This is a genomic window from Dickeya ananatis (genome assembly GCF_019464615.1).
GTDB classification, from domain to species: domain Bacteria; phylum Pseudomonadota; class Gammaproteobacteria; order Enterobacterales; family Enterobacteriaceae; genus Dickeya; species Dickeya oryzae.
In genome coordinates, this window is sequence record NZ_CP040816.1 from 1,658,056 (window position 1) to 1,673,036 (window position 14,981).

15 protein-coding genes are annotated in these 14,981 nt (G+C 56.2%); 4 read left to right on the forward strand and 11 right to left on the reverse strand.

Going from position 1 to position 14,981, the window contains the following annotated elements; genetic code table 11:
- The first annotated feature begins 165 nt into the window (after positions 1-165).
- Entirely contained in the window at positions 166-822 is a 657-nt protein-coding gene (locus tag FGI04_RS07185; RefSeq protein WP_407336506.1) for a hypothetical protein, read from the forward strand.
- A 115-nt stretch (positions 823-937) separates the two neighbouring features.
- Here the strand turns inward: FGI04_RS07185 and sctU are convergent, their stop codons facing one another.
- The 11 genes from sctU to sctW are packed head-to-tail and all read right to left on the reverse strand — an operon-like array spanning position 938 to position 11,647.
- On the reverse strand, positions 938-2,017 hold the full coding sequence (gene sctU, locus FGI04_RS07190) for a type III secretion system export apparatus subunit SctU (RefSeq protein ID WP_342700967.1): 1,080 nt from the start codon (positions 2,015-2,017) through the stop codon (positions 938-940).
- 36 nt (positions 2,018-2,053) lie between these two features.
- Positions 2,054-2,857: a type III secretion system export apparatus subunit SctT gene (gene sctT, locus FGI04_RS07195; RefSeq protein WP_342700966.1), complete on the reverse strand. Its 804-nt coding sequence runs from the start codon at positions 2,855-2,857 to the stop codon at positions 2,054-2,056.
- Positions 2,858-2,864: 7 nt separating this feature from the next.
- Positions 2,865-3,125, reverse strand: coding sequence for a type III secretion system export apparatus subunit SctS (gene sctS, locus FGI04_RS07200; RefSeq protein ID WP_342700965.1), 261 nt, complete (start codon positions 3,123-3,125; stop codon positions 2,865-2,867).
- A gap of 7 nt (positions 3,126-3,132) precedes the next feature.
- Positions 3,133-3,786 carry a type III secretion system export apparatus subunit SctR gene (sctR, locus tag FGI04_RS07205; RefSeq protein WP_407336507.1) on the reverse strand — a complete coding sequence of 218 codons (654 nt, stop codon included), beginning with the start codon at positions 3,784-3,786 and terminating at the stop codon, positions 3,133-3,135.
- Positions 3,783-5,003 carry a type III secretion system cytoplasmic ring protein SctQ gene (sctQ, locus tag FGI04_RS07210; protein WP_407336508.1) on the reverse strand — a complete coding sequence of 407 codons (1,221 nt, stop codon included), beginning with the start codon at positions 5,001-5,003 and terminating at the stop codon, positions 3,783-3,785. Before sctQ ends, sctR begins: the two co-directional genes overlap by 4 nt.
- Positions 5,000-5,539, reverse strand: coding sequence for a type III secretion system HrpP C-terminal domain-containing protein (locus tag FGI04_RS07215; protein WP_407321452.1), 540 nt, complete (start codon positions 5,537-5,539; stop codon positions 5,000-5,002). Before FGI04_RS07215 ends, sctQ begins: the two co-directional genes overlap by 4 nt.
- Positions 5,536-5,997, reverse strand: coding sequence for a type III secretion protein (locus tag FGI04_RS07220; protein ID WP_407321451.1), 462 nt, complete (start codon positions 5,995-5,997; stop codon positions 5,536-5,538). The genes FGI04_RS07215 and FGI04_RS07220 overlap by 4 nt, the downstream gene beginning before the upstream one ends.
- A gap of 4 nt (positions 5,998-6,001) precedes the next feature.
- Entirely contained in the window at positions 6,002-7,384 is a 1,383-nt protein-coding gene (gene sctN / locus FGI04_RS07225) for a type III secretion system ATPase SctN (protein WP_407336509.1), read from the reverse strand.
- Positions 7,384-8,376, reverse strand: a complete 993-nt coding sequence (sctD, locus tag FGI04_RS07230; RefSeq protein WP_407336510.1) for a type III secretion system inner membrane ring subunit SctD — start codon at positions 8,374-8,376, stop codon at positions 7,384-7,386. Before sctD ends, sctN begins: the two co-directional genes overlap by 1 nt.
- Positions 8,377-8,386: 10 nt before the next feature.
- Positions 8,387-10,489 carry a type III secretion system export apparatus subunit SctV gene (gene sctV / locus FGI04_RS07235; protein WP_342700958.1) on the reverse strand — a complete coding sequence of 701 codons (2,103 nt, stop codon included), beginning with the start codon at positions 10,487-10,489 and terminating at the stop codon, positions 8,387-8,389.
- Positions 10,490-10,492: 3 nt separating this feature from the next.
- Positions 10,493-11,647: a type III secretion system gatekeeper subunit SctW gene (gene sctW, locus FGI04_RS07240; protein ID WP_407336512.1), complete on the reverse strand. Its 1,155-nt coding sequence runs from the start codon at positions 11,645-11,647 to the stop codon at positions 10,493-10,495.
- 322 nt (positions 11,648-11,969) lie between these two features.
- On the opposite strand from sctW, the gene FGI04_RS07245 reads away from it, so the two are divergent.
- The 3 genes from FGI04_RS07245 to FGI04_RS07255 all read left to right on the forward strand — a co-directional run bounded on the left by FGI04_RS07245 (position 11,970) and on the right by FGI04_RS07255 (position 14,915).
- On the forward strand, positions 11,970-12,524 hold the full coding sequence (locus tag FGI04_RS07245; RefSeq protein WP_407336513.1) for an RNA polymerase sigma factor: 555 nt from the start codon (positions 11,970-11,972) through the stop codon (positions 12,522-12,524).
- A 250-nt stretch (positions 12,525-12,774) separates the two neighbouring features.
- Positions 12,775-14,241, forward strand: a complete 1,467-nt coding sequence (locus FGI04_RS07250; RefSeq protein ID WP_342700955.1) for a PAS domain-containing sensor histidine kinase — start codon at positions 12,775-12,777, stop codon at positions 14,239-14,241.
- Positions 14,242-14,273: 32 nt separating this feature from the next.
- The gene (locus FGI04_RS07255; RefSeq protein WP_342700954.1) at positions 14,274-14,915 is read left to right on the forward strand and encodes a response regulator; all 642 of its coding nucleotides are present in this window, start codon (positions 14,274-14,276) and stop codon (positions 14,913-14,915) included.
- The last annotated feature ends 66 nt before the right edge of the window (positions 14,916-14,981 follow it).

Below are 14,981 nucleotides of genomic sequence, written 5' to 3' on the forward strand. Positions count from 1 at the left end.
AAATATTTAACCTAAGTGCAGGATTATATTGAAACGATTTTTGACGGTGATAGCTTTTTCTTTACGCAGTGGTGTCGAAACCGCGGGGTTACAGCGATACTACGTCCGGTATCGCAAGCATCATCAGGGCGATAGATTGGACGACTACATCGATACTGACTGATCGTGATCGACAATGGTGTGGGAGATTCTGATGTATCAAATAATGATATGGAGCTGGAAGGAGTGATTGTGGTGAGATATTTGGGGTTGGCTGGCTTGTTGTTATTAACAGCATGTTCATCACTGACTACTGTGAGTGACTATAATAAATATTTAACAGATTCGCTTGCCGATAAAAGAGTCGGTATTGCCTTCGACATGAATAATAATAGAACGCGGGTCTACCCGGAAACGAAAACATGTATTGATCTCTACTCAAAAAATAACGGATTCGTTCCTGTCATGCGGTTGAGCAAAAAATCAATAGGGATGCCAGTCGTCGATAAAATGAGTGATAAGCATCAAGAGTTCTGGGTGAGTGCCAATGGGTATATCGCGGTCAGGGTGCTCTACACCGGTGAAAACAATCACCGGTCGTTCTTCTCGCCCGATGTGTTAGTGTCAGAGAGCGTGATTGCCTTTAAGCCTGAGGCGGGTTCATTTTATTACGTGACGATTGATTTCAATGACCGGAACGCAGAAACAGGAAAATACTTAAGGGTGTATAAAATTGTTGATAATGCGTCGGGAGAAAAAACATTACAGCATGTCGATATGTTGAACCTGAGAAACTGTCCAGGTCAACAACCGTGGTACACAAAAGCCGGTGCGGCGATATGATTTTATCTTTTTAGACCGCTAACGTGTTTACCTGCCGATAGGCTATCGGCAGGGATATACCCCAAATAAATGTCTAAGCGAAATAGTAAAATAAAAGACATGGCCTAATGCGTGGTTAATCCAGTTCAATGATTTCCTGCTGGCTCAGATCGTTATCCAACTGGCGTAATACCCGGTAGACCTGCGCAACCGATTGTAACGTATGGCGTGGAATGTAGTGCCCCTCGGGAACCCGATACAGGGTTCGCGCCAGCCAGATAAAACGGATCACCGGCACATTGGCCTGATGCGCGCGGGCGATGAGCGCTTTGGCCTGTTCGTCTTCACCCTTGAGTAGAATGCGCGGTAATGGCGTTTTGCCGGGGCGATAGAACAGCGCTACCGCATAGTGTGTTGGGTTAACCAAGAGCAGGTCAGCATCCTCGATGTTGGGTTTGGCGCGAGGGCTGGCCGGTTCGTTGAGGATTTCCTGTGCTACCGATTTGCGATGTCCCTTCATGTGGGGGTCGCCTTCGGAATTTTTGAACTCGTTACGAATATCTTCATGACTCATGCGTTGCTGCTTGAGGAAGTAGTATTTTTGCAAACCGAAGTCGAGTATCCCCAGCGCCAGCAGTGAGGACAGGGTGGTGCGCGCCACACTTTTCAGTACACTCTCCACACCTTTCCAGAAGGCGGTCAGGTCACCATAGGCTAACTCCACCAGCCATTCCAATTGTGGTATGACGACGAGCCAGAACACCAGTCCGATGGTGGTTGCCTTCAGGATGTTAGTCAGCATGTCGGTGAGCTTGCGCATTGTGAACATTTGCTTGATTTGATTGACCGGATTAAGGCGGTTGAAATCAATCTTTAGCGCTTCCACCGCGAACAGCGGGCCATACTGGATCCAGCCGCCGACAATACGCATCAACAGCGCCACACTGACGGTTAACAGGCAGAAGGTGCTCAGCAGTGATAGTGCTTCGCTGAACACTTCATCGGCGGCATGGCCGAACGAGTCAGACAGACGGCTCAGCGGCAATTGCATTAATGCCTGTAATCTGCTCATGCCGTTGTCGGTCAGCGCCAGAATCATCTCCAGTAGTGCAAAGCTAATCAGCAGTTTGGGAACATCCTGACTTTGACCGACTTCCCCTTTTTTGCGCGCATCCTGCAATTTCTTGGGGGTGGGTTTTTCGGTTTTTTCGCTCATCCCGGCACCTTAGTGGTTAATCGTCGTATTCAGTGTTCAGGACGACGCTTGAAAGAATAGTGGAAACAGGTGTTTCAGGTCGGCCAGTGCCTTGAGTCGGCCTTCACCGAGAAACTGCAACACCGGCATGTAGAGCACGAAGAATGCCATTCCGGCCAGGCATTTGGCTGGGGCGGACAGCACGTAGACCTGCAATTGCGGGCTGTAAAGACTGAGAATGGCGATGCTGAATTCCAGCAACAGTAACAACGCCACTAGCGGGCCGGCATACACAATCATGTGTTGAAAGGTGTCGTTGAGCAGACCGAGATAGGTGTGAAAACCCAGCTCCGATAACGGCGGCAGAAAATCCAACGCTGGCCATAGCTGGTAACTGTCCCACAATAATTGCGTGAAGCCGGAAAACCCGATAGTGATGATCAGCAGCAGGGTAAACAGCTCTTTCATCATGTGGCCGAGCGGGGTGGCATCGTTACCCAACGCCGGGTTGAGCTGGCCGCCGGTCAGCGCGCCGCGCTGGTTGTCGAACAGCGCGCCAACAGATTCAAACAGCCAGAACGGCATGGCCAGCACCACCCCCAGCAACAACCCAATGACCAGCTCTTTGAGCAACAGCGCGGGTAACATGGGCCAGGTTATCGTGGTGGTTAACATGTGTTGCTGGATAGCACCGGCCGGGACTAGCGCGATGGCAAGGGCCACCGCGTTGCGCAGCATGCCTTTGATGACGGTGAAAGAGAACAGCGGCACCAGAAACAGGCATGGATACAACCGGGCCACGCCGAGCGTCAGCGCGTAAATAAAGTCGTAAATAGACTGGAGGGAGGCAAGAGAGAGCATCGTCACCTCATGCCCGGACGTGTTCGATCATATTAAAAGCCATTACCGCCAGTTGGATTAACTCAACGCCTATCCAGCGGCCGGTCATGGCCAGCACCAACCCCACCGCCACCAGTTTGACGGCAAAAGGCAACGTTTGGTCCTGCAACTGCATCACCGCCTGTAGCAGTGAAATCAGTACACCGACCACCACCGCGACCAGCAACGGCGGCGCAGACAGCATCACCACCAACACCATCGCCTGTCGGAACAGCGTGAGCGTTTCCATGACGACCTCACAGGTAACTGTAGAACAGACCGTCTAGCAGACGCGTCCAGCCGTTAACCAGCACGAACAGCAATAGCTTGAGCGGGAGCGAAAGGGTGGTCGGCGCGACCATCTGCATCCCCAGAGCCAGCAGGACGTTAGAGACAATCAGGTCGATAACGATGAACGGGATATAAATCAGAAAACCGATTTTAAACCCGGCTTGTAGCTCTGAGAGCACATAAGCGGGCAGGATTAACAGGATGTTCTGGGTGGTTATTTTCTCCGACATCGCAGCAGGCCACATGCGCAGGCTGTTTTCATGCAGATGGGTGAGGATATCCGGGTCGGTGTTGCGCGACATGAACCTCTGTAACGGTTCAATGCCGCGGGTCACGCTGCTTTCCAGCGCATCAAGGCTGCTAACGTCCACCGGTGCGTCCTGAAACCGCTGTTTGATGTCGCTGAATACCGGTGCCATCACGAACAGTGTGGCCGCGAGCGCTACACCATATAACGCCATGTTGGGCGGCACTTGTTGCACCCCGATGGCGTTGCGGGTGAGCATCAGTACCATCGATATTTTCAGAAAACAGGTACAGACGATCATCATCAGCGGAATCAGTGACAGCGAGCCCAGAAACAGGGCAAACATCACCGGGTCGAAATTGCCCGAGGTCATCGCAATGACTCCGTGGCGATCTCCCTGACAGCAACCGGCCCACGGGTGATTTGCAACCCCAGTCGACCGTCTACATTCACCAGTTCTCCCTGTGCCAGTGGTTGTTCGCCGTGATACAGCGTGGCTTCGCCGGGGATGGCCTGTTGCAGGGGTAACACGGTACCGGGGGCGAGTTGCTGCAAATCCTGTAGTGTCAGCGTCAGGTAGCCGTAGCGTACCGTCAGTGCCAGCGCGAGCGGTGGCAGTGGATAACCTGATAGCGGCTCACCAAACGGCAACGTACTCTCGGCACAGGGTGATGTTTCCTGCACGTTGCTGTTATCCGGCGGGGTATTTCCGTAAGAAGCGATATTGCCGTAAGAAGCGGTGTCGTCAAACGGTATCGGGTCGCCAAAGGGCGTTGTGTCGCCAGGAAATGTGGTCACGGGGCATTCCTCCAGTTCTGTCACGGCAAACCAGTAAGGGGCGAGTGTGTCCATCCTGAGTTGCCCGGCTAACCGCCGGTCGGCCAGCGTAATGCTGCCGTCGCCTTGCGGTGAGAAGTACTGTCTATGTGGACAGATCACGTCGCCCGGTTCCAGACTCGCCAATTGCTCTTGTGACAACGTCACGTCTGCCAGTATTAATGGCAGGCGTATCGCCAGGTGATTGGGCAAAGCCGAGTGTGGTGCGTACCACCCCGGCCGACATAGCCAACGTTGCACCGTATGGCGTGCGGTTCGTAACCGGCTGCGAATGCGAAAATCGCCCCGCATCACCTCCAGCCACACGGTTAATTCGGCCGACGTGTTGTCATCTGAGTATCTGTTGTCATCTGAAGAGGTGCGGTCATCCGACCCTGCTACAGAATCAGGTTGTGCAGGTAACAAAGGCTGAATCTCACCGAACAGCTCGCGCAATGCCGGGCTGAGCGCCTGATTGTAGTGCGTCCAGTAGCGGGCCACCGCGTCATTGCTGTCATGCTCGCCGGGTAGCAGCGCCGGGCAGGCGGAGAGTAACGACAGCAACGGGGCGGCATTGTCCAGCCATAACGTACCATCGTGGCAACACCAGCCGCTTTCCACTCCGGCAGCGGGCGTATCGTCCGCTAACTGTATGCGCAATTCCCCCGGTTGACCCTCCAGCATGAAGGCGAAACGGTGTGCGCTCGCCAGTTGGCGGGATAGCGCTGCCTGTGCCTGACTGATGCGCCGTAGTGTCTGTGCCAGTGGGGTCATAGGTCGTCATCCTCCCGGCTGTCGAATTGCAGGCGTACCGGTGCACGCAACGTGCTTGCCAGCGAATGGCGGCACGCGTCACGCTGGTTTTTCAACCGTTCATAGGTAGTTTTGCCAAAACGCAGCGACACATCCCAGCCGTGAGCGGGGAGCGCCACCATACGTACGTCTACGCTACCCAGTTGTGGTAACTGCACACTGAACGACAGCGGTTCGCCACGGTGTAACAACGGCATGTCGGCCAGCGAGGATTCCAGCGCCGACCAGCCCGCAGGTATGACGGGTGTTGTTTGCAGCGGGGTATCCTGGAAGGACGTCGGCGTAAGCGCGGGATACAGCGCCAGCGATGGGCCAAACGGCAGCCAGCTGATATCGGGCAGTGCGCCGTCTGGATCGGACAGACGGCCAAACGGCTCCCAACACGCCTCATCGTCAGCACCGTAGCCATAACCGGACAGATCCGGTTGCGGGTGGTGTGATAACGATGACAGGCCGGGTGGCGAAACCTCGGGTGGGATGGGCCGGGACGGGGTCATATCGCCTCCTGATAGGTGGTTAACAGAAATTCGAGCTTCTCGACGGCTTTCTGACAAAGGCGCGCGGTTTCCCTTGCCTGCCCGACGTGCTGCTGTTGGCTCAGGTATTGTTGTTGCCAGTCGGTACACAGCAGTACCTGTGCCTGAATCTGGCGGATGTGTTGTTGTTCCTGCTCCAGCTGGTTTTTCAGGGTTTCCAGCGTTTGGGTTTTGCCCAAGGCTTCGTGCAGAAAGGTGTCGCGCTGTTGCTGCCATTCGGCCTGCAACTGCGCCAGTTGTGCTTGTTGGGTGCGCAATGCGGCCTCGGTTTGCCTGAGCGCCAGTTCGGCCTGACGCAACTGGCGTTCGGCACGGCTAAGACGCTGGCGGCGGATCGGCAATAACGGCGTCAGTACCGCGTGCAGCTCCTGCACACGGCTGTCTGGCTGTTCTTCTTCCATTACGCTGACAGATTTCATGGTGTCAGACCTCGGCATACTGACTCACCCCGGCGAGTTGCCTCTGGATGTCGTCAAAGGATTGTGGTTCACGCATCGCCTGTTGTAGAAAGCGGTTGATGTCGTCGTTGGCGTTGACGGCCGCGTCGGTGAACGCATCGTGCCCCGGTTGGTATTCACCGAGACGAATCAGCATTTCTACCTGTTGGTAAGCCGCCATCAGTCGGCGTACAGCGTTGGCGTTGCGGGTATGCTCTGTGTCGACAACATTGCTCATGGTGCGGCTCAGGCTCATCAGAATGTCGATAGCCGGGTAGTGGTTGCGTTCAGCCAGACGACGCGACAGCACGATGTGACCGTCAATCAGCGAACGGACTTCGTCGGCGACCGGGTCATTCATGGAGTCCTGTTCGATCAACACCGAGTAAAGCGCGGTGATCGCCCCCTGACGGGTTTGCCCGGCACGTTCGACCAGCCGGGGCAGCAGGGTATAGACCGAAGGCGGTAACCCGCCGCGCCCCTGTGGTTCGTCGAGCGCCAGGCCGATTTCACGCTGGGCGCGAGCAAAGCGGGTTAATGAGTCGATAATCAATAGCACTTGCTTACCTGCGGCGCGAAAGGCTTCGGCGATGGCGGTCGCGGTAAACGCTGCGCGAGCGCGCTCCATGCTGCTGCGATCGGACGTAGAGCAGACCAGCACGGTGCGGCTTCGTAACTGCTCATCCAGCTCGTGGTCGAGAAACTCGCGCAGTTCGCGGCCACGCTCGCCGATTAAGCCGAATACGATGGCGTCACAGGGCGTATTACGTGCCAGCTCTGCCAGCAAGGTGGTTTTGCCGCAGCCTGCACCGGCGAATATCCCTACACGTTGGCCGCAGCCGATAGTCAGCAGACCGTCGATGGCGCGCAGGCCGGTCGGGAGTGGTGAGGCAATGCGTGGGCGTTCGGTCGGCGGTGGGGCATCGCCGATCACCGGTATCGGCGGGCTGGCGCTAAGCGAGCCAGGCTCTACGAATGCGCTGTGGCTGCCGTGTTCCAGCGGCCTGCCGAAGCCGTCGAGCACACTGCCCAACAGGGCTTCGGATACCTGTACGCAATGCGGCTGGTACAACGGCGTGACGACAGCGCCCTGAGCGATACCGTCCAGCGCACCCAGTGCCGACAGAAAGGTATTTTTCGGGCTGAAGCCGACAATTTCCGCCAGCACCTGTGAGTGATCGTGACGTTCGATCAGGCACAAATCGCCGATGCGGGCGTTAGGCAGGCTGGATTCCAGCAAAATGCCGCTGATGCCGATGATTTGCCCCTGCCGCGTCACCGGTGAATAGGCCGCCAGTTGGCGTTGCCGCTGTTGCAGCCAGTGGGTGAGCGCGGGATAGCGGGTATCGATGGTGTCCTGCGTCGTCATTACCAGTTCACCTTGATCTGCTGCTTGCCGCGAAATTCGATCTGGCTGTCGTTGATGCTGACCAGCCGCAGGTTATCCACCTCGTCGCCGACGAACAGGCGTCGACCATCTGCGGTGACGATGTTGGCTTTCGGACCGCTGGTGACTTGCACAATCTGGAACGGTAGCGCGTCGGTTTTCTCTGTCGTGCGGTTTTCAATCTGTAAGGCGGTGACGTAGCGTTGGTGGAATTGCGCCAGCATCCGTGCCAGTCGGGTGTGTTGCGCGGGTAAGAGCGCCCCGCTCAGCACGACGCGGTTGTTGTCCTGACTGAGGGTGACCAGTCGCTCCAGTTCGCGGTCGGTGAGCATGGTGTGCAGCGTGCTGTTTAACTGTGGCAGCGTGCCGACGGGCAAACGGTTATCCTGCGGTGACGGCGCAGGTGGCATCGCTGCCGTTTCCTGTAGCATCCAACTGCCGACGATCATAAACAGCAATACGCCCAGTAGCAGGTAACTGAATTTCGCCCACAGCGGCAGACGGCGTTTTTCCCGGCGTGCGGTGGTCGCTTCCGGCAGGGAAGGCTGGCGCGTATCTGCGGTGATGTCGGTATCCACTGCGGGCATGTCAGCATGCATGTCAGCGTTGCCAACGTCGATGGCCGCACGGCCGTGGCCTGATGTGTCTTGTGACGGTGTGGCTGAGGTGTTGTCCTGCCACGGGGTGTCGGCGCTGACCACACATAACCAGATGGTCCCGACGGCGAACGGTGTGCCGGGCGGCAACCGTAGCGACTGTTCTACGGTGTGGCCTTCGCTATTGCTGACAGGGCCATCCAATACGCAGACCTGCCAGCCGTCAGGGGCGGCTTCCAGCAGGCAGTGTTGCTCGCGGATCCCGGGATCGTAGAGCACCATGTCGGCTTCATCGGCCGAGCCTATACGCCATGAGGTTCCGCTCAGCGGCAGCGCGGCCCCACGGTGCAATCCGGTCAGAACTCGTAGTTCAAACATGTTGCGTTTCCTATGCGTTAAAAGGATCAGTCCTGTCCAGCAGGTCGATACGACCGGCAACGTTGATAGACAGGTGCGATTCCAGTTCGGTGAATGACAGCACGGGGACGTGATGAAACTCGTCCTGTAACAGAATGCGCAGCGGACTGCGCAGGTCCTGCGCGACCAGGATCAGTGCCGATGGCGGCAGCATCGGCGGGAATGCGCGTCGCAACTGGCCGAGCAGGGTGGCGGCGTATTCCTGGTTTAGCGCGAAGAAGGTGTCGTTTTGCGTCTGGCGCAACGCATCACGCAGCAGCTCTTCGGTTTCCGGTGTCAGCAACCAAACGGTAAGGCTGTCGTCCTGACTGTACTGGTGGCAAATCTGGGCTTTCAGTTCCAGACGCACATAGTCGGTCAGGGCGTTGATGTCGCGCTCATGCTGGCCGATATCGATCAGCGCTTCGGCAATCGGCCGCACTGAGCGCAGCGGTACCCGTTCCGACGCCAGCCGTTGCAGCACACTGGCAAAACGCGATAGCGGCATGATGCGTTGCAGTTCCTGCGCCAGTTCCGGTTGTTCGCTCTCCAGCCAGGCGAGGATCGATTTGGTTTCCTGTAGCCCGATAAACTGTGCGCCGCTGCGGTGTATCGCATGCTCCATGCGGTTCAGGATCAGCGCCTCTGCGCTCCAGGGGCACAGTTGTGGTTGTTGCAGCATCGGGTGTTCCGGCGTCATCCACAGCAGGTGCTGTTCATCGCGGGCAGGCAAGCCGGGTATCATGCCGTCGTCTGGTGTGTCTTGCGGTAGTTGTTCCCGTAAAACGGCCAGTAACGGCACGCCGAAACTGGCCCGCAACTGCGGAATTTCATAGACGCAGAAGCGGAATTCATCTTCCGGTATGGCAGGGGTGAATTCGATATCGAACGAGGGCAGGGTAAAACCAAAGTGGTACACCAGCCGGTTGCGCAGACGTCGTATGTTTTGCACCAAAACAGCGGCAGCAGCGGCGCTTTGCCATACCGTGTGAAACTGCAACAGGTAGGCACGGGTGGGGTTGAAACGCCGCAGGTCCTGATAACCGTTCTGATCGGCAGGTAGGTTATCGTTTGCCAGTAACGCATCCTGCAGGCCGTTTTGTTTGGCACGCCAGAGCTGGAATAACCCGCTACCGAGCGAAACCAGACTGATCATCACAAAGACCAGTGTTGGCATCCCCGGCAGCAGCGCAAACCCCAGCATGCCGACCGAGGAGATAATCCAGGCTTTGGGTTGGCTGGTCAGCTGTTCGGCAATTTCCCGGCCAATATTGTTGTCCGTTTGCTGGCCGTCAGCTGATACACGGGTGATGATCATACCAGCGGTCAGGGAAATCAGCAGCGCCGGGATCTGGGCAATCAACCCGTCGCCGATAGTCAACACCGAGTAGATATGCATGGCGTCACCGGCGGCCATGCCGTTTTGCAGTACGCCGATGGCGAAGCCGCCAATCATGTTGATAAACACGATCACCAGACTGGCGATGGCATCCCCTTTCACGAACTTCATCGCGCCGTCCATCGCGCCGAACAGTTGGCTCTCTTTGGCGAGGTTTTCCCGGCGCTGGCGAGCCTGTTGCGAGTCAATCAACCCGGCGCGCAGGTCGCTGTCGATGGACATTTGTTTACCGGGCATGGCGTCCAGCGTGAAGCGCGCAGCGACTTCCGCCACCCGCTCCGACCCTTTGGTAATGACCAGAAAGTTCACCACCGTCAGGATCAGGAAGATCACCAGACCGACCGCCAGGTTGCCGCCCACCACAAAGTTGCCGAATGCCTCCACCACGTGACCCGCATCCTGTTGCAGCAGGATCTGCCGGGTGGTGGAGATGGACAACGCCAGCCGAAACATGGTGGTCAGCAGCAATACCGCCGGGAACGTGGAAAACGCCAACGGTTTGGGCAGGTACATCGCCAGCACAATCAGCAGCGATGAAATACAGATATTGAACGCGATCAGCACGTCGATAAGATCGGTCGGCAGCGGGATGATCATCATGAACACAATCGCCATGACGATCACGGCACCCACTACTTCGGAGCGCTGCATCGCGCTCATGGCAAAACGGTTAAGCCAGGCGATCAGTACAGCCATCGGTTACCCCTTAGCCTGGGTTCGGTCGTTCTGTTGCTGTTTTTCGTACTGGGCGACGTCGCCAATCAGACCACGAATCAGTTGCAGGGCGGTGAGCCGGTTTTTGGCATCGCGCCACAGCGGGTGCGGCAGGTCATTCACTAGCGGCAGCAACCCGTTGAAAAACAGTAACTGGCGTTGCCTGTCCTGCCCGGCGACTTCGCGGCCCAGATTGTGCAGATCGCGGGCATACGCCCCGTTGCCGCTCAGGCCAATTAACCGTCGTGTCAGCTCTACCGCATTCAGTGTGCATTCCGGCATCCGCGATGCCAGTCTTGCCAACAGTGACTGGCTGGCCGACAGCGTATGGCTGAGCTGGCGTGAGTCGTTCAGGTTGCTGAGCATCCGGCTCAGCGCCGTTTTTGAGATGGATGGCGCCAGAGAGGCGATATCCGCCGCCAGCGCTCGCTGGAGGGTGCGCAACCCGGCCGCGAAATGCTGAGCGTCAAAACGTTCCAGCAGGGCATCCAACAGGGCGGCAGGAGACTGTTGGTGGACAATGCGTTGGTAGTAAAGCTCACGCAGCGCTTGCTTCTGGTTTGGATCGGTACTGAACAGGGAGATAGCGGCGGCGGTGTTCAGACCGGCCCGGACTTCCGGCCCTTTCTCTTGTTGCAACTGCGTCAGGCTCTGGCTGGCTGCCTGCGTGAGCGCGGCGTCCTGCTGCTGTTGTGCCTGACTTAACACATGGCGCAGCACGATATCGCTGCGCGCCGCATCACCGCCTGCCGCTTGCAAAATAGCATCGACCGTCGGTGGCGCAGACTGCTGCAACAGCGCCTGCATCTGACGAATTTGCTGGTCAAGTGTCGGGTGTTTCGGGTTTTCCAGTAACTGAAACAGTTCTGTCAGTTTTTCGATACGTTCGATATTGGCCAGCATGCGGCTTTGCGGCTGGCTGATTTGCCGACGGCTAAGCGCTTTGCTTTTTCGTTCAACCTGCTCGCCAAAACTGGCCGTGACTTCTTCCATCGCATCGTTCAGCGCTTTGTCGTGCGACGGACGGGCCTCGCTGGCTTTGGCCGGTGAACCGACCGGCTCCTGATCGTCGATATCGTTGTCGTTGATGGATGTGCTGCTGGTCGTGAGCACAGAAGAAACGTTGTTGAGTGAAATCATGGTCCTGTCCTGCCTGAGCGGCCTCAGCGTTAGCGGTGTGCTGTTATGTGGCTGGACCTGATGGTGGGTTCCCGTTAAATGATGCAAGTCAACAATAATAAGTAACTATTAGTTATTATTTATAATTGAAATTACTTGGTTGATTTGTTCTGCAAGAGTTTGCAATTCGGACCGAATTTCATGGGCAACAACTGGCGTAAAACGCCACAGAGATAAAAAATAAATTATTATATAACAGTTGGTTAAGTGGTTTTCATGGGCTGGCACGCGCCTTGCTCTCCCGGATGCGCCAATGAGGGCACAACGATGGAGAGTGAATGAAATGGAAACTACTGCACTGAAACAATTGGATGCGTGTCAGATTCATACCCCTGCCAATACCGTGGACTGGGAGCAGGTTTTCCGCCTGCATGGCAAGCGACTGCAAAACTTCATTCGCAAGCGCGTATCGAACCGTGAAGATGTGGAAGATTTACAGCAGATGACCTATCTGGAAGTGTTGAAAAACCGTGAGAAATTCGCTGGTGCCTCACGTCCGGAGACCTGGGTTTTCGGCATCGCTTTGAATCTGGTGCGTAATCACTTCAAGCAGTCGCGTTATCGCACCGTCGATATCAGCGACGAGGTACTGGAGGCCGTGGACGTGATGTCAACGGATATCGATCCCAGCCGTATTACCGAGTGTGATCACGCGTTGGACCGCGCGCTTGCTGCCAGTGCGCACTTACCGGAGGACACTCGCAAGATGTTAGTGATGCTGCTGGATGCCGATATCAGCTATCAGGATATTGCCACACAGCTCAACATTCCCATTGGTACTGTTCGTTCGCGTCTTTCCCGCGCCAGAGGATATCTGCGCCAGGCCGTTGATGCATAAGCCCAGCCCCTGCGCGGTACACCCGCGCGGGGGATGACTTATATTGCCATGCTCAGGAGGGCATCTCCCTGGAATCGGGAGATGAAGGAACCTGTCAGTCAGCATCAGGCTGTCGCCGCCACGTGGTGTGGTGGTGCCGCCTAACAGGGTCGCAGGTCTTCTCACCTGAAGGCGATGCCTGCGGCTTTCCTTTCGCTGCCGACGCTTGTAAGCGCGCGTCGGCAGGCTTAGCGCTAGCAAGGAGATGGCAATGTTATATACCCCGACTTCCCGGCAACCCCAACATCCGGACGACGTACCGCCGCTGGAGCTGGTGGATTTTGCCTTTAGCCGTATCAAGGATGCCATTTATATCGTCAACGATAGGGAGCGGTTTTGTTACGTCAATGACGAGGCCTGTCGCATGCTGGGCTACAGTAGCCACGATTTTCATCGCATGCAGATACACAACATCGATCTGAGCTGGAGAAAAGAAGAGGCGAATCGCCACTGGCGTGATCCGCGCTGCTGGAAGCGTGGGCTGACGTTTGAAACCCAGCATAAAACCCGCTCGGGGATGGTATTGCCGGTAGAAGTCAGCGTGAATCATTTTCTCCATAAAGGACGACAGTACAGTATGTGTGTAGTCAGAGATATTCGTGAGCGTAAACAGAACGAACAACTGGCCTATGCGCGTGAGCAGGAATTCCAGGCGCTGGTTGAGAATTCACCGGATCTGATTACGCGGTTTGATCCCGAGCTTAACTGCCAGTATGCCAACCCCGCTACGCTGGCCCACCTGCGTTTTACCGCCGAGCAGTTACGTGGACGTAGGATGACGGATTTACTACCGAATGCCCGCTGCGCACAGCGAATTTTGCAACTGGTGAAGCAGGTGGTGGATACGCAAAGCAGCGTTGAGGGGGAACTGGAAGAGGACATTGGTGTTACCACCACACGCCATCGGGTTATCCATCACATCCGGTGTGTGCCGGAGTTTGACCAGAATGGTCGGTTGACCTCGATTCTGACGGTCGGGCGCGACATCACCGCCATACGCTACGCCGAAAAAAAGCTCGAGGACTCCCACATGCAATTACGGTTGCTGGCGCGCCAGAGGGAGATTTCCCGGGAAGAGGAACGCAAGCATATCGCCAGAGAGATCCATGATGAACTGGGTCAACACCTGACCTCCATGCGCATGAGTCTGTCGCTGATGCGTATGCAGTTTGCCCGCGATAATCCGCATATGCTGACACAATTACAGAATTTAATGGCATTGTCTGATAAGACCATCCAGGTGGTGCGACATGTCGCGACCCGGTTACGCCCCAACGTGCTGGACATGGGCTTAACGCCGGCACTGGAGTGGCTGCGTGATGATTTCATTCGTCAGTATCGCTGCCCTTGTTTGTTGCATGCCCCCGAGCCGGAAGTACTGCTCAATGATGAGTACGCGACCGCGGCGTTCCGGGTGGTACAGGAGTCGCTCACCAACATTGCACGGCACGCCCAGGCGACACAGGTGGTGATTTCGCTGGAAAATCGCGACGGCATGATTGTGCTAAGCGTGCGCGATAACGGTAAAGGATTTGACGCTCAAACCTGTAAACCGAATGCTTTCGGCCTGATGAGTATGAAAGAACGTGGCCGGATGCTGGGAGGTGAAGTGACGATAGACAGCCAGCCGGGAGTCGGTACGCTGGTTCGATTGACGTTTCCGCAGGATACCGCGTAAAACAGATTTCTCTAAAGAGGACGAAAACGCGAATGGATAGACTGATAAAACTGATGATCGCCGACGATCATGTGATTATGCGTGAAGGGTTAAAACAGATCTTTGCATTAGACGAGAGGCTGGAAGTGGTGGCAGAGGCAGGAACCGGTTCACAGGTACTCTCGCAGCTACGGGAATGTCAGGTTGATTTGCTGCTGCTGGATATGTGTATGCCAGGGATTTGTGGCGAAGAGCTGATTATCCGCATTGTGGCGCAGTATCCGCGTTTGCCTATTCTGGTGTTAAGCATGTACAGCGAGCCGCAAATTGCCCGGCGGGTGCTGAAGAGCGGGGCGCTTGGCTATATCACGAAAGATAAAGATCCGGAGACGTTGTTGTCGGCGATTCGCCGGGTTGCACAGGGCGCGCGCTATATTGACCACAGCATCGCCGAGCAAATCGTGTTTGCGGATTGCCAGGCACAAGGCGATGGCCGTCATGATCTGTTGACCACACGCGAGCATCAGATCATGGTCATGCTGGCGCAGGGGCTGGGGGTGAATGCGATTGCCGATATGCTGGCTATCAGCAATAAAACCGTCAGTACCCATAAATCACGATTAATGGAGAAGATGCAGTTCACCACCAATGCGGATATTGTGAAATACGCATTGAGCCAGCGTTTAATCGTCTGACGCTACTCTGCTGTTTAGCCCCCGTGTTTGTCGCGACGAGACGTTGCGACGGCTGAGGGGGCATTC

Coding starts and splice junctions, on each gene's coding strand:
- sctQ (WP_407336508.1), bottom strand. CDS start 5,003: ATGACCCCACTGGCACAGACACTACGGCGCATCAGTCAGGCACAGGCA.
- sctR (WP_407336507.1), bottom strand. CDS start 3,786: ATGACCTCGGGCAATTTCGACCCGGTGATGTTTGCCCTGTTTCTGGGC.
- FGI04_RS07215 (WP_407321452.1), bottom strand. CDS start 5,539: ATGACCCCGTCCCGGCCCATCCCACCCGAGGTTTCGCCACCCGGCCTG.
- FGI04_RS07255 (WP_342700954.1), top strand. CDS start 14,274: ATGGATAGACTGATAAAACTGATGATCGCCGACGATCATGTGATTATG.
- FGI04_RS07220 (WP_407321451.1), bottom strand. CDS start 5,997: ATGAAATCTGTCAGCGTAATGGAAGAAGAACAGCCAGACAGCCGTGTG.
- sctS (WP_342700965.1), bottom strand. CDS start 3,125: ATGGAAACGCTCACGCTGTTCCGACAGGCGATGGTGTTGGTGGTGATG.
- sctW (WP_407336512.1), bottom strand. CDS start 11,647: ATGATTTCACTCAACAACGTTTCTTCTGTGCTCACGACCAGCAGCACA.
- sctU (WP_342700967.1), bottom strand. CDS start 2,017: ATGAGCGAAAAAACCGAAAAACCCACCCCCAAGAAATTGCAGGATGCG.
- sctV (WP_342700958.1), bottom strand. CDS start 10,489: ATGGCTGTACTGATCGCCTGGCTTAACCGTTTTGCCATGAGCGCGATG.
- FGI04_RS07250 (WP_342700955.1), top strand. CDS start 12,775: ATGTTATATACCCCGACTTCCCGGCAACCCCAACATCCGGACGACGTA.
- sctT (WP_342700966.1), bottom strand. CDS start 2,857: ATGCTCTCTCTTGCCTCCCTCCAGTCTATTTACGACTTTATTTACGCG.
- FGI04_RS07245 (WP_407336513.1), top strand. CDS start 11,970: ATGGAAACTACTGCACTGAAACAATTGGATGCGTGTCAGATTCATACC.
- sctD (WP_407336510.1), bottom strand. CDS start 8,376: ATGTTTGAACTACGAGTTCTGACCGGATTGCACCGTGGGGCCGCGCTG.
- sctN (WP_407336509.1), bottom strand. CDS start 7,384: ATGACGACGCAGGACACCATCGATACCCGCTATCCCGCGCTCACCCAC.